Annotated in this window: 18 protein-coding genes; 4 read left to right on the top strand and 14 right to left on the bottom strand. The window is 56.9% G+C overall.

Translation table 11 applies throughout. The features are described from left to right. The first annotated feature begins 281 nt into the window (after positions 1-281). Positions 282-1496: a glycosyltransferase gene (locus IQ265_RS01175; RefSeq protein WP_278002692.1), complete on the top strand. Its 1215-nt coding sequence runs from the start codon at positions 282-284 to the stop codon at positions 1494-1496. Between the two features lie 105 nt (positions 1497-1601). Here the strand turns inward: IQ265_RS01175 and IQ265_RS01170 are convergent, their stop codons facing one another. Continuing rightward, positions 1602-2219 (bottom strand): hypothetical protein, encoded by a 618-nt coding sequence (locus tag IQ265_RS01170; RefSeq protein ID WP_194050380.1) that lies wholly within the window; start codon positions 2217-2219, stop codon positions 1602-1604. 316 nt (positions 2220-2535) lie between these two features. On the opposite strand from IQ265_RS01170, the gene IQ265_RS01165 reads away from it, so the two are divergent. After that, positions 2536-3069, top strand: a complete 534-nt coding sequence (locus IQ265_RS01165; RefSeq protein ID WP_194050379.1) for a hypothetical protein — start codon at positions 2536-2538, stop codon at positions 3067-3069. A 92-nt stretch (positions 3070-3161) separates the two neighbouring features. On the opposite strand, the gene bchB is transcribed toward IQ265_RS01165, so the two are convergent. The 6 genes from bchB to IQ265_RS01135 form a co-directional block, all read right to left on the bottom strand. Next, positions 3162-4700: a ferredoxin:protochlorophyllide reductase (ATP-dependent) subunit B gene (gene bchB / locus IQ265_RS01160; protein ID WP_194050378.1), complete on the bottom strand. Its 1539-nt coding sequence runs from the start codon at positions 4698-4700 to the stop codon at positions 3162-3164. A gap of 228 nt (positions 4701-4928) precedes the next feature. Further along, positions 4929-5726 (bottom strand): alpha/beta hydrolase, encoded by a 798-nt coding sequence (locus IQ265_RS01155; RefSeq protein ID WP_194050377.1) that lies wholly within the window; start codon positions 5724-5726, stop codon positions 4929-4931. Between the two features lie 49 nt (positions 5727-5775). Next, positions 5776-7959, bottom strand: coding sequence for a response regulator (locus tag IQ265_RS01150; protein WP_194050376.1), 2184 nt, complete (start codon positions 7957-7959; stop codon positions 5776-5778). A 2-nt stretch (positions 7960-7961) separates the two neighbouring features. Beyond that, entirely contained in the window at positions 7962-8534 is a 573-nt protein-coding gene (locus tag IQ265_RS01145; RefSeq protein ID WP_194050375.1) for a chemotaxis protein CheB, read from the bottom strand. Beyond that, on the bottom strand, positions 8534-9358 hold the full coding sequence (locus tag IQ265_RS01140) for a protein-glutamate O-methyltransferase CheR (RefSeq protein WP_194050374.1): 825 nt from the start codon (positions 9356-9358) through the stop codon (positions 8534-8536). The genes IQ265_RS01145 and IQ265_RS01140 overlap by 1 nt, the downstream gene beginning before the upstream one ends. 144 nt (positions 9359-9502) lie before the next feature. Further along, a complete protein-coding gene (locus IQ265_RS01135) occupies positions 9503-13174 on the bottom strand; it encodes a response regulator (protein ID WP_194050373.1) in 3672 nt (1223 codons plus the stop codon). Positions 13175-13429: 255 nt separating this feature from the next. Here IQ265_RS01135 and IQ265_RS01130 point away from each other — a divergent pair, with 255 nt between their 5' ends. Further along, the gene (locus IQ265_RS01130; protein ID WP_194050372.1) at positions 13430-15658 is read left to right on the top strand and encodes a PhoX family phosphatase; all 2229 of its coding nucleotides are present in this window, start codon (positions 13430-13432) and stop codon (positions 15656-15658) included. A 372-nt stretch (positions 15659-16030) separates the two neighbouring features. Beyond that, entirely contained in the window at positions 16031-16312 is a 282-nt protein-coding gene (locus tag IQ265_RS01125) for a YiaA/YiaB family inner membrane protein (RefSeq protein WP_194050371.1), read from the top strand. A 123-nt stretch (positions 16313-16435) separates the two neighbouring features. Here the strand turns inward: IQ265_RS01125 and IQ265_RS01120 are convergent, their stop codons facing one another. The 7 genes from IQ265_RS01120 to IQ265_RS01090 all read right to left on the bottom strand — a co-directional run bounded on the left by IQ265_RS01120 (position 16436) and on the right by IQ265_RS01090 (position 21657). Then, entirely contained in the window at positions 16436-17146 is a 711-nt protein-coding gene (locus IQ265_RS01120) for a hypothetical protein (protein ID WP_194050370.1), read from the bottom strand. A 43-nt stretch (positions 17147-17189) separates the two neighbouring features. Continuing rightward, the gene (locus IQ265_RS01115; protein WP_194050369.1) at positions 17190-17663 is read right to left on the bottom strand and encodes a nucleoside deaminase; all 474 of its coding nucleotides are present in this window, start codon (positions 17661-17663) and stop codon (positions 17190-17192) included. Between the two features lie 38 nt (positions 17664-17701). Then, positions 17702-18331: a flavin reductase family protein gene (locus IQ265_RS01110; RefSeq protein ID WP_194050368.1), complete on the bottom strand. Its 630-nt coding sequence runs from the start codon at positions 18329-18331 to the stop codon at positions 17702-17704. A gap of 99 nt (positions 18332-18430) precedes the next feature. Beyond that, positions 18431-19273, bottom strand: a complete 843-nt coding sequence (locus tag IQ265_RS01105) for a hypothetical protein (RefSeq protein WP_194050367.1) — start codon at positions 19271-19273, stop codon at positions 18431-18433. A 143-nt stretch (positions 19274-19416) separates the two neighbouring features. Next, positions 19417-19791: a HepT-like ribonuclease domain-containing protein gene (locus tag IQ265_RS01100; protein WP_194050366.1), complete on the bottom strand. Its 375-nt coding sequence runs from the start codon at positions 19789-19791 to the stop codon at positions 19417-19419. Continuing rightward, positions 19784-20107, bottom strand: a complete 324-nt coding sequence (locus IQ265_RS01095) for a nucleotidyltransferase domain-containing protein (RefSeq protein WP_194050365.1) — start codon at positions 20105-20107, stop codon at positions 19784-19786. The genes IQ265_RS01100 and IQ265_RS01095 overlap by 8 nt, the downstream gene beginning before the upstream one ends. Positions 20108-20256: 149 nt before the next feature. Next, positions 20257-21657, bottom strand: coding sequence for a DUF4041 domain-containing protein (locus tag IQ265_RS01090; protein WP_194050364.1), 1401 nt, complete (start codon positions 21655-21657; stop codon positions 20257-20259). Between the last annotated feature and the right edge of the window lie 8 nt (positions 21658-21665).

The following is a 21665-nucleotide window of genomic DNA, read 5'->3' as shown; positions in this document are numbered from 1 at the left end:
CGCAAGCAAGGACTCAGGTTACTGACTGCACCGGCCGTTAGCACAGAATTTAAAGTTGTGAAAGTTCCCTGGGGCGCTTTTTGCTTGAGCACGCCAGTATTTACGCTGGGGGATTGACTACTGTAGGATGTTTGCCTATGTAAAATTTCGGTTAGCTTTGGGCAGCAGCGCTGAATTCATTTGGGCGTTTGAGGCTTCGGGCTACTGCAATAGTTGGTACCGCCGTGGCCATAATTCCTCCATCCCAGTTGCAAAAGCTTGAGCCTTGCCCCAGCGGCCCACTGCAGATTTTGCCCCTAGCGGTATCGGCACCTGAGACTACCTCTGGCGCTACAGACAGTAGCCCGGCGCTGCAAACCCTGGCCCTATCTCTAACCATACCGACGTACAACGAGGGGCAAAACATTGGCCCTCTGGTCGAACGGCTGACCACGCTGCTCGACCGTGCCCTACCCCAGGACTACGAGCTGATTGTAGTCGATGACGACAGCCCCGACTTGACCTGGAATACGGCCCTGGAGCTACAGGCGACTTACCCTCAGCTGCGAGTGCTGCGGCGGCAGGATGAGCGCGGTCTCTCCTCGGCGGTGATTCGCGGTTGGCAGGTGGCCCGAGGTCGCTGTTTGGGAGTGATCGACGCTGATTTGCAGCATCCGCCAGAGGTGCTGGTGGGGCTATTAGACGCTATTCAGCAGGGGGCCGATTTGGCGGTGGGCAGTCGTCACGTGGAGGGGGGCGGCGTCAGCGAGTGGAGCTTAGCCCGGCGGGTGTTGTCGCGGGGGGCACAAACGGTGGGCCTGCTGCTGCTGCCTCGGGTGGTGGGGCGAGTGAGTGACCCCATGAGCGGCTATTTTGTGGTGCAGCGAGAGGCGATCGCAGGCCCGCTGCTCAACCCCAAGGGCTACAAAATTTTGCTGGAGGTGCTGGGGCGCGGCACTATCGACACCATCGCTGAGGTGGGCTACGTGTTCCAAGAACGCCAGGAGGGAGCTAGTAAGGTCACCTGGAGGCAGTACATCGACTACATTCATCACCTGCTGCGGCTGCGGCTAGGCGGGCGACTGTCACGGCTGCACCAGCGGTTTCCAATGCAGCGGTTTGTGCGCTTTGGCCTAGTGGGGCTGAGCGGCGTGGTAGTCGATATGGCAATTCTCTACCTGCTGCACAGCACCCTGGGCCTGCCTCTGACCCGCAGCAAAATTGTGGCGGCTGAGGTCGCAATCATCAACAACTTTATTTGGAACGACGCCTGGACCTTTGCCGATGTCAGCCTGCAGCAGCAGGGCTGGTCGGCTCGGCTGAAGCGCTTTCTCAAGTTCAACCTGGTTTGCCTGGCGGGGCTGGTGCTCAACGTGCTGGTGCTGAATGTGGTCTACAACCTGGTATTTGGCCAGCGCTGGGCCTATCTAGCAAATTTGGTAGCGATCGCCATTGTCACCTTCTGGAATTTCTGGCTCAACCTGAAGCTGAGCTGGCGGGTAACGCAGGTGAAATAAAGGGTTTAGGGTACAGGGTGTCAGGGCTCAGGGATAGGATGTCGGGGTCGGCCTCATACCCGAAACCCAAAACCCGAAACCCGAACACCTGGCCCCCGGCATGCTTCAACGACAGTCGAGGGTAGCAAACACCTGATCGGCGGTGGCCTGGGGCGTGTCGCCGTGGGTCAAGACCCACACAAAACGAGCATCGTTGTTGTATTCCACAAACGTCAGCAGGCTAGCGGCTTCATGGGTCGTACTGCCGTCTGTAAAGCTGCCCGACTGTATCCCCACTGACACGGGCTGGCCGCAGAGGGTGCGGTCTTCAAACCCCTGTTCGCTGAGCTGATAGTTGCCCTGGGTTGAAACGCTGGCCTGAAACTGCTCGACAAAGGTTTGCTGGGCCTCGCGGTCTTGCAGGTAGCTGGGCAGCTGCCCCATGGTCAACAATACCGACGGCGGCGAGTCGGTACTGGCCACCTGAATTATCTGCAAGCCAAACATGCCCAGGTTAAAAATGCTCTGGCTTTCGCCGGGAATGGTGTAGGTAAACAGCTCTTCGGTATCGCCAAGACCTTGGTCGGTGCCGACGTCAAACCGCAGGGCACGATTGATGAAAAACGCCAGGGCTAGCCCAGCTAGTACCGTCAGCCCCAGGCAACCGCCACAGCCCACCGCTACCCACTTGGCAGTACTACCGCCGCTGGTAGATGAGGTAGGCGCTGGGTCGGTTTGGGTCATGGCTAAAGCGCTGGGCAAAGGGCAGTAGGGCCGTCAATAGTGCCATCATAGGTCGCCCGGGTGGGGGCCACTGCCGCCGCTGACGAATCTTTGCGATCGCCCAGCAGCAGCTAGCCGTAACCCGGCATACATTTGCACTGCCAAGATCGAGAGCGCAGGGCAGAGTAGGGGAGAACACAGTTAGGTTGGTGGGGGATTTTGAGCAAAAAAGCACCTAGCTGACCCAAAATGTACCTTTAGCAACTTAAGCAACCCGCCACAGGAGTGTTTATAATGCACAATGCTGAAAAATGTTCTTTCGATAGGTAGTTTTGCTATGGCTTTTTTTCGTCTACCCGGTGCTCAAGTCTCTGCAGCTGCTTGGGGCCGCCTGGGCGTTGTCGCTGCGCTCTGCCTAGTCGGTGCCGTGGGTTGCACCACCCCAGTCGAAGTGCTTGACCCCAACGCCCCTGAGACCGAAGCTCCAAGCACCGAAGAGCCTGGCGCTACTATTGACGTATTTTTTGGCGACGTCCAAAGCCCCGCTGGCGGCACCGTGAAGCAGCTCCGGTTGCCCGGTCCCGAGAGCGCGGTGCTAGTGACCTGCGACCAGGAGGGGTTTGTGCCCTTTGCCTACAGCGACACAGGCATGGACTGGGTCGGTTGCCAGGTACCCACCCCCGGCGACACCGCTGGCCCCGAGTCGTCGCTAACTGAGCCCGAGCTATCTGATGTACCTAGCCCCGTGGGCGGTACGGTCTCTCAGGTGACCATTCCCGGTCCCCAGAGCGCTGTTTCGGTGCTCTGCGAGACGGGCTCTCCCTTTGTCTATGAAGACCAGGGCACCTGGGTTGGCTGCCAGGGGAGCTAGGTTCGACTCCGCTCACCTACCGTTCGACTCCGCTCACCTACCGCTCGACTCCGCTCACCTACCAGCAATAGGTGGGTGAGCGCAGTCGAACCCTAAGCCCCTACAGCCTCCTTGGCGGCGTACAGCACCTCGGCGGTGATGCTAGCAACACCCTGCTCACGCGCAAACTTTTCGGTGTTGCGCTTCACCTTGCCGCGCACAAAGCCGGGGATTTTTTGCAGTTCGGCTAGACCGTCGGCGCTCCAGCCAAAACCAGCATCGACAGCGGCATCGGCGCTCATGGTTTTAGTCAGCACCTCTTTGGTGTCGTGGCCGCCGAAGAACTCCAGCAGGTGGTCTTCCATGCCCAGGGTGAAGGAGTTGTACACCAGGTCGACGATCTGGTTGGCCCCTTCGTAGCCCATAAACGGCCGATACCCCACCGGAAAGTTTTGAATATGGATGGGGGCAGCAATCACGCCGCAGGGGATATCCAGCCGCTTGCCCACGTGGCGCTCCATTTGGGTGCCGAAGATGGCGGCGGGCTCAAGCTGGGCAATGCGATCGCCGATCGCCCCATTGTCTTCGCTAACCAAAATCTCGTCGCAGTACTCACCCACCTCGGCGGCGAACCAGTCGGCATCGTACTTGCAGTAGGTGCCGGCCAGCACGACGTGAATACCCATCTCGCGGGCCAAAATTTTGGTCATGGCGGCGGCGTGGGTGCTGTCGCCAAACACGACCGCCTTTTTGCCGGTCAGGTTTTGACAGTCAATCGATCGCGAGAACCAGGCCGCCTGCGACACAAACCGGGTCTGTTCGTCGATGAATTCGTCGTAGTTAACGTCGGCCCCCTGCTCGTTTAGCACCGCCTGAATGGCGCGAATGCAGCGGGCGGTTTCGACAATGCCCATCGGCGTGATGTCGACGTAGGGCATGCCCAGCTCATCTTTGAGATACTCTGCCGTCAGCGGTCCGACTTCGCGGTAGGGCACCAGGTTAAACCAGGCCCGAGCCATGTTCTGAATATCGTGGACGCTGGCCCCGTCGGGCATGACCAGATTGACCTCGATGCCGAGCTGGGCCATCAGGGTGCGCAGCTCGCGGCAGTCGTGGTTGTTGTGAAAGCCCAGGGTGGTGAGGCCGATAATATTGACCGAGGGTTTTTCGGTTTTGCCCTCCGCTAGGGTGCCCTGCTTGCGGGCTTTTTGCAGGTAGAACTGCACAATTTGCTGCAGGGTGCGATCGGCGGCCTGCAGCTCGTTGACGCGGTAGTGGTTGACATCGGCCAGCAGCACATCGCCCTGGGCGTCGAGGCTGGCTCGCTGCACAAAGTTGGCCAGATCCTCCTGCAAAATGCTGGAGGTGCAGGTGGGGGTGAGCACAATCAGGTCGGGGCGCTCTTCCTTGTCTTTGCGCACGATGTTGTCGACCACCTTTTCTTGGGAGCCGCGCGCTAAAACATTGCGATCGACAATGCTGGCGGTGACGGGGGTAAAGTCGCGCTCCCGCTCCAGCATCGATCGCATGACGTTGAAATAGTCATCTCCCAAGGGCGCGTGCATGATCGCGTGCACGTTTTTAAACGAGCTGGCGATGCGCAGGGTGCCAATATGCGCCGGGCCGGCATACATCCAGTAGGCCAGTTTCATCGGGTGAGTCTCCTTGGTGGCGGTGGTCAGCGTGAGTTTGCCGAAACACCCTGAGCCGCGCAGGCCGGTGACCCATCGGTTTAGATTCTCACCAAGATGACACCGAAATGGTGGCCTCTGAGAGAATTCTTTACCTGGGCGAATGCGTATAGAGCCTCTGGTTCGGCTATGCCTAGGCCCCAGCGAATGGGCCTCAGTGGCATCAGGGCCATAGGGTCCGGATTTTGATCAAACCGTTGCCAGGCAGCTGTTGAGCGCTTGGGCAAAGGCCTCTGGAGCGTCGAGCATCAGCCAGTGCCCGGTATTGGGAATCGCTGTCGTCGGCAGAGCCGGACGCAGAGCGTGCAAACTAAAGGGCCTTGCCTCTAAGTCGGCCAGAATAAGGTGGACATCGGCTGCAGGCACAGCCAGGTAGGTATCGAGGGCGTTGACGGCCGGGAAGGTAAACAGCTCGCGGCTGGTGCCGCGCAGCGCCGCCTCGGGGGTTTGATCAAGGCGGGCCAAAATCTCAAGGTGGGTTTCTGGCGTTCCCCCCATTAGCGCCTGGCGAAAGGACTGCTGCAGCACCGATCGCCAGCCCTTACCCAGCATGGCGGCCTGCATGGGAGCAATTTGGGCCTTGTAGACATCGGCCGGGCAACGGGTACAGTCAATGGGTGGGTCGACCAAAATGAGCTGAGCCAGGCGCTGGGGCTGGGCAGCGGCGGCCGCGATCGCAACCCAGGTGCCGTAGCTGTGGCCCACCAGGGCCATGTGCTCTAGCCCAAGGGCATCGAGCACCGCAAACAGGTCGGCGGCGCAGGCGGCGGGAGAATAGTCGTCGTCTGGAGGAGGGGTAGAGGTGCCGTGACCCCGCAGAGAAATAGCGATCGCGTCTCTACTCTGGGCGGTTGTTTTAAGCTGTGCCTGCCACAGATCGGCCGCGCAGCCCATGCCGTGAACAAATACCACAGGCGGCAGCGCAGTCTTCTGGGCGGCCTGGGCGACTAGCGTCTGAATGTTGCCCTGGGGAACGGCGATCGACACTGAACGCACCGAGCCTGAACGCACCGGGCCTGAATGCACTGACGCTGATTCAATTTTGTCCGGGCCTGGAGAGGTCATGCACTGAATTGGTTACCTGTAGGATCGTGCGAACTAACGTTTCGGCCTCAATGGGCTTGGGTAAATGGCTCTGAAACCCGTTAGAGAGCGCCTGGGCCTGGTCGGAAAGGCGGGCGTGGGCCGTAATGGCGATCGCCGGAATGTTTGCTTGGGGGGCGGGCAGCTGGTTTCTAATTTTTCGAATCAGCGTGTAGCCGTCCATGTCGGGCATGCTGATGTCGCACAGCAAAACGGCGGGCTGCACCGAGTCGACCAGGCGCAGCCCTTCCTCCGCCGAGGCCGTAGTCGTCACCACTGCCCCCTGGGTCTGCAGCAAAAAGGCCAAAAAATCGCGGGTGTCGGTGTCATCTTCGACGATCAAAATTGGCAGGCCACGGAGGGCGCGGGTAGGGGGTTCATTGGGCAAACGATCGAGGGCCGACGGCGGCTGGGGGGAGGTAGACTGCGCCAGCGGCAGGGCAACGGTAAAGGCCGCCCCCTGATTGAGCCCGTCGCTCTCGGCCCAAACACAGCCCTGGTGCTGCTCGACTAAGTGATGAACGATCGCCAGGCCCAGGCCCAGCCCCCCCTGGGAGCGCGTAATGCTGCTGTCGGCCTGCCGGAAGCGATCGAAAATGTGCGGCAAGAAATCGGCGGCGATGCCCAGCCCGGTATCGGTAATGCGCAGCTGGGCATAGGCCGGAGCCCGAGAGCCATTCTCGGGGCCGCCATCTTCAGGGCTGTTCTCGGGGCAAGGGTCGGCAGACAGCGTTTCTTTGGGCAGACGGGTCACAACCGATAGATGAACGTCGACTCGCCCCTGCTCGGGGGTAAATTTGACCGCGTTAGTAAGCAGATTCCAGATTACCTGCTGCAGCCGCAGGGCGTCGCCTGTCACCTCTAGGCGATCGTAGTCGTGAAAATTGGTGGTCAGGGCGATCGCCTTGGCCGTCGCCGCTGGTCTCACCGTTTCTAAGGCCGTTTGGGCAACCGCAACCAAATTTACCGGCAGGCGGTGCAGCTGTAGCTTGCCCCGCACAATCTGTGAAACATCCAGAATGTCTTCAATCAGCTGTTTTTGAGCCAGGGCGTTGCGCTCAATGGTGTCGATGGCGTACTCAACTTTTTGCGAGTCTAGCTTGCCAGCCTGCAGCAAGTTTGCCCAGCCCAAAATCGAGTTTAGCGGCGTGCGCAGCTCGTGGGATAGCACCGCAATGAAATCATCCTTCATGCGGTTGGCGGTCTCGGCTTCTTGGCGGGCTGCCTGCTCGCGAATAACTTGGGCATTGGCGGCCTCGGCCCGCTTGCGCTCGGTAATATCTTCAACGGTGCCCACGTAGCCCAAAAAGTTTTTTTGCTCAGACACCATGCGGGCTGAGCGAACAGAAGCCCAGCGCTCTATCTCGCCCCTGGGCCGCAGCCGAAACTCTTGAACGTAGTCTTGCCCAGTTTGCAGGTAGGCGGCCCAGGTCGATCGCGCCGCCGCCAGGTCGTCGGGATGGACCGAGTCTAACCAGCTCTGGCCTGGGACTGCCCCACTGGCCGACTCCGACTCTGGAACGGCTGGAGCCGCTGGGGCCAGCTCTGGCCCCCTCCCACAGATAACCTGAAAACGCGGATTGGTGTAGACGCAGCGGCCCTCGGTATCGGTGACAAATACCCCCAGGGGAGAACAAGTGCTGAGCAGGCGAAACCGCTCTTCGCTGGTCTGCAGTTCGGTATTGATGGCCTCTAGCTGGGCGGCCTGCTGCTGCAGGGTTTCTGTTTTTTGCCGCAGCGCCTCGGTCTTTTTAAAGAGTTCAATAAAAATGGCCACCTTCGACAGCAAAACGTTGGGCGCGATGGGCTTGATCAGGTAGTCAACCGCGCCCAGGGCATAGCCCTTAAACATAAACTGTTCGCTGCTGCTAAAGGCGGTCAAAAAGATGATTGGGGTATCTTGCGATCGCGGTCGCTGCCGAATCAGAGTAGCCACCTCAAAACCGTCCATCTGGGGCATTTGCACATCTAGCAAAATCAGCGCAAAGTCATCTTGCAGCAGACAGCGCAGCGCCTCTTTGCCAGAGGTTGATTTGACTAGATTTACCCCCAGGTCGCCCAAAATAGCCTCCAGCGCCACCAGGTTTTCGGGCTGATCATCCACTAGCAGAATGTTGACCGGAGATGGGGTCGTCATGCCTATACTCCCGCTGCGGCGCAAAGGTGAATGAGGCGGGGCGCTATATCAGCCAGCGGCAAAACCCAGTCAACATCGACGGCTGCGATCGCAGCGGCGGGCAAAATTGGACTTTCTGCGGTGTCTGGCGCTTGCACAATGGCCGTGCCTCCCCGTGCCTTAAGCGACAACAAACCCTGCACCCCATCGTGATTGGCCCCGGTCAAAAGAACACCAATAACTCGCTCGTTATAAACGTCTGATGCCGACTCTAACAACACATCAATAGACGGGCGCGCGTAGCAAACTGGCTCATCGACAGAGAGCGAAAAATACCCATATTCTACCAGCAAATGATAGTCAGGGGGGGCAAAATAAACGTGACCGGGCTGGATACGCTCTTTGTCTTCGACTTCATGCACAGGCAAAACCGTAAACTTTTGCAGAAAAGAACTTAAGCCCTGATCAGACTCCTTGTGGCGGTGTTGAACAATCGCTAAAGCAGCCGGGAATGCCGTAGGCAGCGATCTTAGCAAAGTTTTTAAAGCTGACAACCCCCCCAGGGAAGTGCCTATGGCGATTAGTTCGTAGGCCACTAATTTCGCCTCCTGTAAAGCTTTTCAGCTTTTGCCAGATCTTCATAGGCTGTTTCATACTTTGTAAAGCGAATGGTTTCTTGCTTACCCAAGCCGAGAATACCAAATTTACACAGACTGTTATAAAACAGCTCATGCACCTGGTTTTGCAGCGTCTGATTGAAGTAAATCAGGACATTGCGGCAGATAATGACGTTAAATTCATTAAAGGAGCCATCGGTGACTAAATTGTGCTCACCGAAGACAATTCTTTCCCGCAGAAAAGGACGCAGGATAGCGTTGTTGTAGTGGGCCGTATAGTACTCGGAGAAGGTGCGCCGCCCGCCTGCCTTTAAATACAGCTGAGTATATTCCTGCATCTGCTTGTACGGATAGATGCCCTGTCTGGCCGTTTGTAAAACCCTGTCGTTGGCATCGGTGGCATAAATGCGACAGCGGTGGTAAAGCCCTTCTTCCTGCAGGAGAATGGCCATAGAATACACCTCTTGCCCAGTGGAGCAGCCTGCGTGCCAAATTCTAAAGAAGGGATAGGTACGCAGCAGCGGCACCACCTGCTGACGGAAGGCGACGTAAAAACTGGGGTCACGAAACATGGCCGTGGTGTTGACCGTGAGCCCCAGCAGCAAGCGATCGGCGCAGGCGCGATCGCGCAGCATTTGAGCCTGTAGTTCGGGCACGCTGGAGAGCTGTTCGGCCTTCAAAAAGCTGTGAATGCGGCGTTTGAGAGATGCCTTGGCATAGTTACGAAAATCGTAGCCATACCGATGATATAGCCCCTCAATTAGCAAGTGAATATCCACTTCGTCTGGCTTTAAGATACCCACTGATCCTGCACAGGTTGTTCGAGCAACGGTTAAAGGCGTGAGTGTTATGCACAGGTTTAAACCAAAACCCATCGTGCTTAAGATCTATTGTCGCCTAATCCTTTGGCCAGGCCATATTCCAAAAAGAGGATTTTTTAGCCAGGATCAGGTGTACAGCCACAGCCGCAGCAGGGTCAGCAGCTGTTCGGTATCGATGGGTTTGGTAATGTAGTCCGAGGCCCCGGCCTCGATGCACTTTTCGCGATCGCCCTGCATAGCCTTGGCCGTCAGTGCAATAATCGGCAGCGATCGAAACTGCTCTTGTCGGCGAATCAGGCGCGTGGTTTCGTAACCGTCTAGCTCGGGCATCATCACATCCATCAGCACCAGGCCGACATCGGGGTTGGCCCGCAGGGTGGCAATGCCGTCGCGGCCATTTTCGGCAAATACCACGTCCATGTCGTACTGTTCGAGCAGACTGGTGAGGGCAAATACGTTGCGCACATCGTCGTCGACAATCAGCACCTTTTTGCCCGCCAGAGCTGGATCGCTCTGCTGCAGTCGCTCTAGCATTTGCTGCTGACCCGGCGGCAAATTGGCCTGCACGCGGTGCAAAAACAGGGCGGTTTCATCGAGCAACCGCTCGGGCGATCGCACATCCTTAATAATGATGGTTTCGGCCAGGCGGCGCAGCTGGGTCTCTTCGGCCTCGGTCAAGTCTTTGCCGGTGTAGACAATAATCGGCAGCCGCACCAGGGCCGGGTCCTGCTTGATCTGCTCGATCAGGTCGAAGCCGTTCATATCGGGCAGGCCCAGATCGAGCACAATACAGTCGCAGGGCTGCGATCGCAGGGCCGCCAGGGCCGCCGCCCCCGTGTGTACAGCGGTGCTGGTCACCTCCGGGCCGCCAATCAGCTCAATGATGCTTTGGGCCTGGTTGGGGTCGTCTTCGATTACCAGCAGGTAGCGCACCCGCCGTTCGACAAACTGTTTGATGTCGATCAGGGTTTGCGTCAGCACTTCGGGGGCAACGGGTTTTTGAATATGGGCGATCGCCCCCATCTGAAATTCCCGCTGCTGCTGGTCGTTTACCGTCATCACATGCACCGGAATGTGGCGGGTCATGGGGTCGTGCTTCAGCTGCTCCAGCACGGCCAAACCGTCCATATCGGGCAGGTGCATATCGAGGGTAATGGCGTTGGGCACAAACCGCTGGGCCATGGCCAGCCCAGACTGGCCCTCGAGGGCAACCAGCACCTTAAAGCCTTGCCCCCGAGCCATATCGAGCAGAATGCGGGCGAAGTTGGGGTCATCCTCAATCACCAGCAGAACCTGGTCAGAGGCGTTCCCCTCAGCCTGCAGCCGAGTCCGGTCATCCGCTAGGCTGTCGGGCAGCGACGGCAGCGATCGCTCCAGGCGGTCGACCCCTGTCACAGCGGGCGGCGGTTCGGGGGCGGCGGGGGGCAGAGTCACGGGCACCAGTGGTATCGTCTCATCGACGGTGGGGGCAACGTACTGCAGCGGCAGGTGGAGGGTAAACGTGCTGCCGCGATCGGGCTGGCTCTGCAGCTCCAGGGCACCGCCCAGTAGCTGAGCCAGCTGTAGACTGATCGACAACCCCAGGCCGGTGCCGCCGTACTTGCGGCTGGTGGTGCCATCGGCCTGCTGAAACGCACCAAAAATAGTCTGCTGTTTTTCGGGCGCAATGCCAATGCCGGTATCGCTGACCGCAAAGGCCACCTGGCTATCGTCCACCAGCGAGATATGCACCGTTACCCCGCCCCGTTCGGTAAACTTAATGGCGTTAGAGAGCAGGTTTTTGAGAATTTGCTGCAGTCGCCTGGGGTCGGTTGAGAGGTTGAAGGGCAGCGCCTCATCGAGCACAATCTCAAACCGCAGCCCCTTACTGGCCGCCAGCGGCTCGAAGGTGCGCGCTAGCTCTGTTTGAATGGCCGTAAAGGGTAGAGGCTCTACGGACACCTGCATTGTGCCCGACTCGATTTTGGCCATGTCGAGAATATCGTTGATCAAGTCGAGCAGGTCGACCCCGGCCGCATGAATTGTGCGGCTGTACTCAACCTGCTTCTCAGTCAGGTTGCCGTCGCTGTTAGTGCTGAGCATCTGGGCCAAAATCAGCAGGCTGTTGAGCGGCGTGCGCAGCTCGTGGGACATGTTGGCCAAAAATTCTGACTTGTAGCGCGACGACTGGGCCAGCTGAGCGGCCTGCTCTTCTAGGGCCTGGCGGGCCAGCTCGATCTCTTGATTTTTGCGCTCGACCTGCTGTTTTTGAGTTTCGAGCAGCTCGGCTTTTTCTTCCATTTCTTCGTTGAGCTGCTGCAGTTCTTCGTTCGACTGCTGCAGTTCTTCCTGCTGCTGCTGTAGCTCTTCGTTTGTCTGCTGCAGTTCCTCCTGCTGCTGCTGCAGAATGTACTCCGACTCTTGCAGCGATTGGGTGCGTTCTTCGAGCAGCTGGTTGCTGTGCAGCAGTTCCTCCTGCTGCTGGCGCAGTTCCTCGGTCAAAACCTGCGATTTCTCTAGCAAGTTCTGGGTGCGCAGGTAGGCCGCGATCGCGTTGATCATCACCCCCGCCACGGCGCTAGCCTCCTCCAAAAAGGTGAGCTGAAGCTCGTCAAACCGCTGAAACGAGGCCAGTTCTAGTACCCCTTTGACCTCCTGCTCAAACAAAATGGGCAGCACCACAATGTTGAGCGGCGGAGCGGCCCCTAGCCCAGAGCGAATGCGAATGTAGTCTCCCGGCACCTCGGTCAGCAAAATGCGCTGCTGCTCCAGGGCACACTGTCCCACCAGCCCTTCCCCCAGGGCAAACTCGTTCGAGAGGTGTTTGCGCTCCTGGTAGGCATAGGTGCTGAGCAGCTTGAGCCGAGGCCCTTCATCCGCGGTATCGAGCAGGTAAAACAGGCCCTGCTGGGCCTCTACCAGGGGAGCAACGGAGGTCAGTACCAGGTTAGCCAGACTCTCTAAACTGCGCTGGCCCTGCAAATGCTGAGACAAATCGGCCAGGTTAGACTTGAGCCAGCGCTGCTCCTCGTTGGCTCGAATGGTCTCCCGCAGGTTGGTCACCATCAGGTTAAAGGTGCGGGTGAGAATGCCGGTCTCGTCGGTGTCGGTGCTGTCGGGCAGGGTGATGGATAGATCGCCCTTGGCCAGCTGCTCAGCGGTATCGGAGAGGCGGCGCAGGGGCTGCGAGATATTGCGAGCCAGCGCCCAACCCACCAGCGATAGCAAAATAAACGAGGCCGGAATGCCAAAGGCAATGGTGTAGAGAGTTTGCTGGGCAGACAGCCGCGCTCGGTCAGCCCGCGCCACCAGGATAGCCTCCTCCTCGAGCTTGATCTCTGCGATTAGGTTGCGGAGCTGCTCCATCAGCTGCCGCCCTTGATCGGTCAGTATAAAGTTTTGCGCCGCCGCAAACCCCCCGGTGTTGCGCCGCTGAATGCCCTCTCGCAGCCTGACCAGTCGGGCATCAATCAGCGCATCTAGCGCATCGAGGCGACTGGAGACCGTAGCGTCGTCAACGGCAAGCTGCTCCAGCGCATCGTAGATTGCCTCGATTTCAGCCAGGGCTTCGTTGTAGGGTTCTAGGTAGACGTCTTGGCCAGTGATGAGATAGCCCCGCTGCCCGGTTTCGGCGTTGGCAAGGGCAGACTCTAGCTCGTTGAGGTGCCCCAAAATCTGATAGGACGTTTTTTCTCGCTGGGCATTGCGAATCAGGCTAGTGGTGGTTCGGTAGGCCACCGCCCCCAGCAGGGTCAAAATCGTCAGCCCCAGCGCGAATCCGGCCCCGATTCGCGTCCCAATTTTGTAGCGGTTTACCATGAAGTTTCATCAATGAGCTGAGGCCATTATCCCATGGTAATGCCTGTGATCAGGCGTGACGCAATGGCTTGCTCTGGGTTGGGTGAAGGGCATGCCAGCGCTTTTGCCCAAGGCGGCTAGGCAGTTAATTGTGCCGGCAATCCCCGTCCCTTCACTGTCTCTTAATTAATCGCTAAACCGTCATTAAGTCTTTCATTACCTGGGCCTCATATTATCTTTTGGACAACTGATAAAGCTCTACTCGCTGGCTTTGCTATGGCAAAACAAGATTTTCGCGCCGTCCTCAAGAAAGTGATCAACTTTGAGGATGAGAGTCATAACCCCTCTACCAATGACTCCTTTGACCAGGTGTTATCCCGTGCTCAGTTGGGTCGGCGGAGCTTTCTGAAGGGCAGTTCATCCCTGGCGGCGGCCGCTATGCTGGGCACCGGCCTGGCTTTTGGGGCCGACTCGCTCAAGCAGACCGGGCGGACTGCCAAAGCCGCTACCGATCTGCGCCTCAGCTTTAGCCCCGTGGCCAAGAGCACTGCCGATGCGCTAGTGGTGCCCGAGGGCTATACCGCCCGCGTGCTGCTGGCCACAGGTGACCCGCTCAAAAGCAACGTTACCCCCTACAAAAACGACGGCACCGACAACGACTTTGACGTTCGGGCCGGTGACCACCACGACGCCATGCACTACTTTGGCCTCAACCGGGCCGGCAACGGCTGGGACCCCAGCGGTTCGGAGCGCGCCCTGCTCGCCATCAACCATGAAGTCTGCGAAGACCTGGGCTTTGTCCACCCCAACGGCCCCACTAACTACGGCCCCGAGAGCACCGAGGCCCGCCCGGCGATCGAGATCGACAAAGAAGTCGCTGCCCACGGCGTTACCGTGGTGGAAGTGGTGAAGCAGGGGGGCACCTATGTGGTGAACCGCGACTCGCGCTACAACCACCGCGTTACCGCCGCCACCCCCTGCCAAATCAGCGGCCCAGCTAGCCGTAGCCCCATGATGGCCACAGCCTTTTCGCCCAGCGGCGAGCAAACTCGCGGCACCCTCAACAACTGCGCCAATGGCTACACCCCCTGGGGCACCTACCTCACCTGCGAAGAAAACTGGGCTGGGTACTTCAACCGGCGCGAAGACGACAGCGCCCGCACCGCGAAGGAAGTTGCGTCCTTTAAGCGCTACGGCGTTGGCAACGAAACCTCGGGCCGCTACAACTGGTCGCGGGCCGAGGCCACTGGCAATGCCGACCTCTACCAGCGTTGGGATGCTAGCAAAACCGCCAGCCGCGCCAACCAGGACTACCGCAACGTCGCCAACACCTTTGGCTGGGTGGTCGAAATCGACCCCTTCAACCCCAGTGCCATGCCCCAAAAGCGCACCGCGATCGGGCGTTTTGCCCACGAAGGGTGCTGGCCAGCCGCCGCCGTAGCGGGGCAACCCCTGGTGTTTTACTCTGGCGACGACGCCCGCAACGAGTACACCTATAAGTTTGTCTCTGCTGCCAAGTGGGATCCGCAGGATGCCAGCCGAGGCATGGCCGCCGGGAACAAGTACCTGGATGCTGGCACCCTCTACGCCGCCAAGTTTAACGACGATGGCACCGGCGAGTGGCTGCCGCTGACCCTGGCCAACCCCGCGATCGCCAACTACGCCGACTACGACTTTGCCGACGAAGCCGACGTGTTGATCAACGCCCGCATCGCCGCCGATGCGGCTGGTGCCACCAAGATGGATCGGCCCGAGTGGGGCGGCGTCAACCCGGTCAATGGCGATGTTTACCTCACCCTGACCAACAACGTGTCGAGCAGCGGCGGGCGCGGCGTCAAAACCCCGCTCAACGCCGCCAACCCCCGTTACTACGCCGAAGCCAAGGGCGAAACCATCAACAAGGGCAATGTCAACGGCCATGTGATTCGCTGGCGCGAAGCCGAGGGCAACCACGCCGCCACCAGCTTCACCTGGGATGTTTACCTGTTTGGTGCCCAGGCCGATGCCGCCCCCGATGTTAACCTCTCGGGCCTGAGCGATGAGAACGACTTCTCTAGCCCTGACGGCCTGTGGTTCAGCGAGGCCGTGCCTGGCCTGCTGTGGCTGCAAACCGACGACGGCTACTACACCGACACCACCAACTGCATGATGCTGGCCGCCCTGCCGGGCACGGTAGGTGACGGGGGTGAAAAAATGGTCACCAGTAAGGCCGTACCGATCAACAGCGATGGCGACCAGCAGGTGAAAACCTACATGGGACAGGCCGCTAGCCCCCAGGTGCTTAGCCGCTTCTTGGTTGGCCCCCGCGACTGTGAGATCACCGGCATCACCGAGTCGCCCGATGGCACGGTCATTTTCGTCAACATTCAGCACCCGGGCGAAAATAGCGAGTCGGCTACCGACCCAACCCAGTTCACCAGCCACTGGCCCGATGGCGGCAATGCTCGCCCCCGCTCGGCCACGGTGGTGATCACCCGCAATGACGGCGGCAAAATCGCCGTATAGATAGCGTCAATTGGCAGAAGGAGAGCCTGAGCTGAGCTTGGGCTCTTTTTTATGCGCACAGTTCAAGCTTAGGATCAGGAATCGGCTCGGCTGTTGTAGCCCTCGCCATAGGGGTTAGGACATTTCCTGCAGCCGTCCGTTGGCGAGAGCTATACGCTAGATCGCTGCCCAGTTTTGCAGTGGGTTGTTGAACTGTTCTAAGCGAATTAGCCAAAGCCATATCAGGCCAGCAGAATGCCTAAACCGGCCAAACAAGGATGTATTGATAACCCTATTTCTGAGGGCATTTGAAAAACTGTCTCTTGTCCACGCTCTATGGGCAAGGCCTTGCCTAGGGTTGAGGCAGTCGATTGTATTGAGGAGCTAATTATCATGAGTTCTGTGCAGCCGCCATCTAGTCATAGTCAGGCGTGGGTCGTGCAGACCTGGCTAGCCTTTGTGTTGTCGGTGGGCAGCCTGTCACTGGGCATTTTTTGCCTGCCGGTCGATGCTTGGGTAAAGGGCTACATGGGCATGGGCACGATGTTTGCCCTGGGGTCTACCGCTAGCCTGTCTAAAACGGTGCGCGATCTGCACGAAGCCAAGCAGGTCACCGCCCGCATTGATGAAGCCAAGGTCGAAAAACTGCTGGCCGAACACCACCCGCTGCGCTAGGGGCTAGCATCCATTAACTGCTGATGACCTAAGAGTAAGCGGTTACAGCCTCTAGCCTGTTGTTTGGGATGGGCACGGCAGCGCTGATGAAATCAGGATTGTAGCGAGAACTGAGGACCCACCCTAGGGCGATCGCTCGTTGCAAGCGGCAAAGTAAAACCCCAGCAAAACTTCCCTAGAGTGCCACCGCTTAAACGACGCCGAGCGAACAAACGCAATGTAGGCCAGCACCAAAGCCCCAAAAAATAACGCCACCTGCTCAAAGGACACCGCTCCAACGCGGAAAACGTTGACCAAAAACACCCCACTCAGAATCAGCAACCCAAATGAGAGGTTGCGGTACATGATATGGGTGGCCTGGTACAGATCTGCGGTGACTAGAGAGGGTCTATTGTTCTCTTTTAGATAAGAGCAGACCCTCGAATAGAGATGATTCATCTTGTTTGGTATGCCGACTTTATTGTGCAGAAGCAGCACTAGGCGGCTCTCAAAATCGAGGGTTTTGGGGTCAACATCTTTGGCTAGCCCTTGCAGCCACTCACCTCGAGCTAAAAGAACTTCGGTGGAAAAATAGTGCAGGTCGCGATCGAACATATTACAGAGGGCCAAAAAAAACTTCCAGGTCACGCCCTGGGCCAAGCCCCCCAAGAGATAGCTAACGAACGCCAAGGCGATCAACACCTGAAGCGAGAAACTGGTTTGCATTAAACCAGCAAAATCTTGCACGCCAGTTGCCGGGTTATAGAGCAAAAAGATTGCCAGTACAAGGGGCACGCCCCCAAGGATGGCGGCAAAAAACTCGTAAGGCCCCAGCGCAAACTTAAATAAATCCATAACCCTAGAACAGCCAAATCAACGCCATCAACGGCAGACAGGTTTAGAAAAATCCCTCAAAAACCTCCAGGGCTTCGTCTTCGAGCACGGGGCCGACCACTTCGACCGGGCGCTTGCCGTGCTTGAGCACCTCGCGACTGGCCAGCGGTAGCTGAAAGGGAGACTCGCCCTGGAGGCTGTAGAGGCGATCGCTGCCCAGGGCGTACACCAGCCGCCCTACCCCGCTCCAGAAAATCGCCCCGGCGCACATGGGGCAGGGCTCGGTGCTGGCGTAGAGGGTGCAGTCTTGCAGGGTGTCTGAGCTAAGGCTTTTGTCCATCTGCCGTAGCAGTACGGTTTCGGCGTGGCCAGTGCAGTCTTGCTCAGTGATCTGGTTGTTTTCGGCTTCGGCCAGCACCTGGCCCGAGGCATCGGCCAGCACGGCACCAAAGGGACGGTTGCCAGCCTCGCGGGCGCTGCGGGACAGGGCGATCGCCCGCCGCACGTGGCCCAAATCTTGCTCACTCACATCGCTCATCGGTCGCTCTCCGCTTCATCGCTCACCCAATCATGCCACTAGAGTTGGGGCTGCTGAGGAAAGCCGTTGGGAATCTCAAAGCGATCGCCTGTGCGGCAGTATTCATAACCCGCCATCCGCCCGATGGCTCCCACTTTATCGACATCGATGCGGTTGTTTTCGCCCAGCACATCGTCGCGCACAAACAGGTGCACCACCTGGCCAATTACAATGTGGAACTCGCCCACCGGCACAATTTGCAGGGTGCGGCACTCAAAGGCCACGGGCGACTCGGCCACGCGGGGCGGCTGAACGACGCGGCTGGGGGCGGGCGACAGGTTCACATAGTCAAACTCCGACTCACCGTAGGGCAGCGGCTCGGCGCATTCTGCCACCTGGTGGGCGTAGGACTCAACGGCCAGGTTGATCACGTATTCGCCCGTGCCGCCTTCGCTGGGGGGGCGCACGTTGCGCAGGGTGTCTTTTTCGCTGCCGTCGGGCTTAAGGCTAATGCTAAACATGAGCGCCAGGGGTTTGTGGCCCGCCGCGTTGAAGTAGGAGAAGGGGGCCAGGTTGGTCACACCCTCGGGCGACAGGCTGGAGACAAAGGCGATCGGGCGGGGCACGACGCTGCCAATCAGCAGCTKRTAGCGAGTCGAGKGGTCTAAAAGCTCTGGGTCAATTTCCATTAGGCATGGTGTAAGCAATTCCACGAATTCTGCCACGTTTCGTCCAGTGTGGCCGACTCTTGGGTGGCGATCGCCGCCGGGGTGACTGAGTTTGCATCCCTAGCGACAATACTCGTCAGTCGAGTGCACAGCCTCGATCGCGATCGGCGACCATTGGCGAACCACAAACTCGCTCAAGCCCACGTCATCTGGGCGATCGCGATCAAGCGTAGCCCAGTCGGCGCGATCGCCCCAATCATAGGTATAGCCTAGCTGAGTCCAGGGGTAGGGCAGGGCGCTGGGGGGCTCTAGGCCGTTGAATGCGATCGGCTGCCCCTGGTATTGATAGCGCTGATCGTACTGGGCATAGAACCAGTGCTGATAGGCAGCAGGCACCGCAACAAATTCATTGGTAGTGCGAAAGGTCAGCTCAGCCTCATGGTCAGTAATTTCTGGGTCGGGGCTGGGGCGAAAGAGAAATTGCGGGTCAACCCAGATCTCAACCACCTGACGATTAGCAGATTGGGCAGCAGGTTCAGGCGGCAACCCGAGCACCTGGCTGAGACGTGCCGCCAGGGAAATTTCGGCAGTTGGGGTGTAGGCTTTGCAGAAGCCTTGCAAGTCGGGGACAGCAGTGACCCAGACATCGCGGGTCGCAATCAGCCGATTTCCCACGTTTTGGGTATAGCCCGCCCAGTCGGCCCAGGTCGCCACTAAAATATGGCCCTGATCATCCCAGGTGAGGGCGCTATTTTGGGGCGTAATGGCGGTTAAGTCTCTAAAGACTTCGTTGGGTTCTGGCGTTCTGGCATCTTCAACGGCATCCCAGTAAGTTTGGGGAATGGCTACGGTAGGCCCTGTTTGTGCCTGTACGGGGTGTGCGATCGCCCCACAAACCTCAGCCAGGCCGAGCACAAGAGCCCCAACACCGAAGCGCAGCGGTTGCCGAAGGTTAAGGACCATGCAGTGTAACAGAATGCTATAGCGCTTAGAGTGCCCAAATGTTGCGATCGCAGGCTGAGTTGCGATCGCCTATCGCTAAGTTAATTGTTCGCTTGCGACTAGGCCCACAGGCTTTGCAGCATTGATTGCACTTTAGCTTCAACCTAATTATCTAAGTCTTGAATCATTTGGCGAACTGTTTTAATCAATTGAGGAATGTTATCTCTACAAATATTGTAGATCTGCTGTTCATCCACTTCAAAATAAACATGAGCAAGGATATTTCTCAAACCCATAATTTCCTGCCAAGGAATCTGAGGATAGGCACCTAAAAGGCTTCCCTCTGTTTTCTGATTGATTTGTTTAAAAGACTCGCCTACTGCCAGCAATACCATGCAGATAGAGTCAAGATGTTCAAGCCCTGAGTATGTGCTGTAGAAATCTTGTAGAGAAGTAATATTCTCAAAACGTCTTGGAATCCGTTCGAGGGCTTCGAAGATTTGTGTGAGCCGTTCTAGGAGCAGCCCGTCATCAGACATAGATCGCTTCTCTGTCTAACCGTGCCTTAAAGCGAGGATTCATATTCTCGCGGTAGCGGACAACGTCTACAGGGCGATTGAGCAGATCGATTAGGTCGAGTCGCAGCCGTGAAGTGAGGAGCAAGTTAGGATAATCTGTTTGAAATACAATATCCACATCGCTGTCGGGGCTAGCTTCCCCACGGGCGTAGGAGCCAAAGTAACCCAATGCAGTTAGTCGAAAGCTTCCTCCCCGCTGCTCTTTAAATTCTCGCAGAAGCCTTTGCAACTGCTCCGGAGAAATGATGAGCTGACTCTCTAAAGGGGAAATGGTCATGGCATTGCCTAGCTTGATTGCCTGCCTGCAATAATTCTAGCGTGTGTTTTTTTAGAGTCAACAATAATACCAGTTCAGCAAGGTGCTAGCGGAACCGAACAAATCTCTATTCATTGTTTGGTTTTACTTCGATTCACCCAGCCTAATTACTATCCTACCATTGCAACCTGTGTGCCAGACCTGAGCCTAGTCTGTGCTAGGGACTGCCTGTATTCTGAAGCTTCAGCTATTTTGGTAATCCTAAACTCAGAAGTACAAGTGTTCAACTCCTTGTCAATTTGCTGCACAGCTTTTTCGATTTCCTCTAGAGATGCCTTAAAAAACTCTTTTCTTGTGTTGACAGCATTCACACGCCTGGCATCAAACATTCTGTGCAGGCTTAATTCTAGTTCGGGAGCATTGCTACAAGAAATCATTGCATGAATGTCAAACGGAAAGGGAACTGATGCATCGCTTAATTCCTTGACCCTATCATCTGGGTTAAGTCTTCTAGTCATGCCTATCTTGTAAACATTCTCACCGAAAGAGCCAATATTTGAAATGATATATACATGACCAGACTTGGTCAGTTGCGCTTGCGAAATAGCTCTTTCTTTATTAGCTTCAGCTTCAGCAACTCTTCTTTGCAACTCCTCAATCCTTGCCTGTAGTTCTTTCTGTAGCTTTCCTGTGGCACTTTCCGCTTCCCTTTTGGCTTTTTCAAGTGCCTCTTGATACTGTCGCTCTTCCTTCTCGGCTTCTAGTCTTGCGCGTTCCAATTCCTTCTGCGCTCTTTCCTCTTCTCGCATCTGTTCTCTTATTTGCCGCTGCTCTTCTTGCTCCTGATACCGCTTCTCCTGATATTCATACGTAAGCCTTAGTTCTTGAATTTTCAGCTCAAGATATTCTGGCGTAATTTCGCAATGGGTAGTCTGTGAAAGCTTGTTTAGAGATTCATACGCTTTTTGAATTCGTTTCTCCATTGTTTGAATATTGTTGTATTTGACCTTGCTTACAGCAGCATCACATTCCCCATTGAATGCTCGAAGTACAAGCTTCAAAAAGCTCTCGACCATTCTTTGGCCTTCCTTCTTGCTTCCAGAGACCGTCCATTCTGTTTCACATACTGCTGCGCGTCGATTTTTGATAAGTTGCTTTTGTCTTAAGCGAATCTCGTCAAGGCGATTCTTATACTCTACTGCTTCCTTAAAGTCATACTTTGACTCGTAAAAACCAAAATCCTCTACAAAATCTTTTTCTTCTAGTTCAAATAGCTTTACATTTAGGGCACTGATTTTGTGGGTTATCTCTTGTTCTTCAGAGTCAGCTTGTTTCTGGAGAAGTTTGATGCGGTCTTGAAGAATTGAAGCTTGGCCTTGAAGCTTTTTGACCTCTTCTTCTTTTGAAATCAATCCTCCATATTTTTCGTCTACAGCTTGCAGTCTTTTGTTGGCCTCCTGAGTGCGCTGCTGCGCTAATTTATTTTCTTCCTTGCTCTTTTGTAGCTGCTGATGGAGCAACGCTGTAGCAGTGGCAAGGCCGATTGAAATCAAAAACAGCAAGAATGTCATAGCTTGAA

Source organism: Nodosilinea sp. LEGE 06152, assembly GCF_015207525.1.
Classification (GTDB): domain Bacteria; phylum Cyanobacteriota; class Cyanobacteriia; order Phormidesmidales; family Phormidesmidaceae; genus Nodosilinea.
The sequence above is the reverse complement of the archived record's forward strand: the minus strand, read 5'-3'. Positions and strand labels throughout refer to the sequence as shown.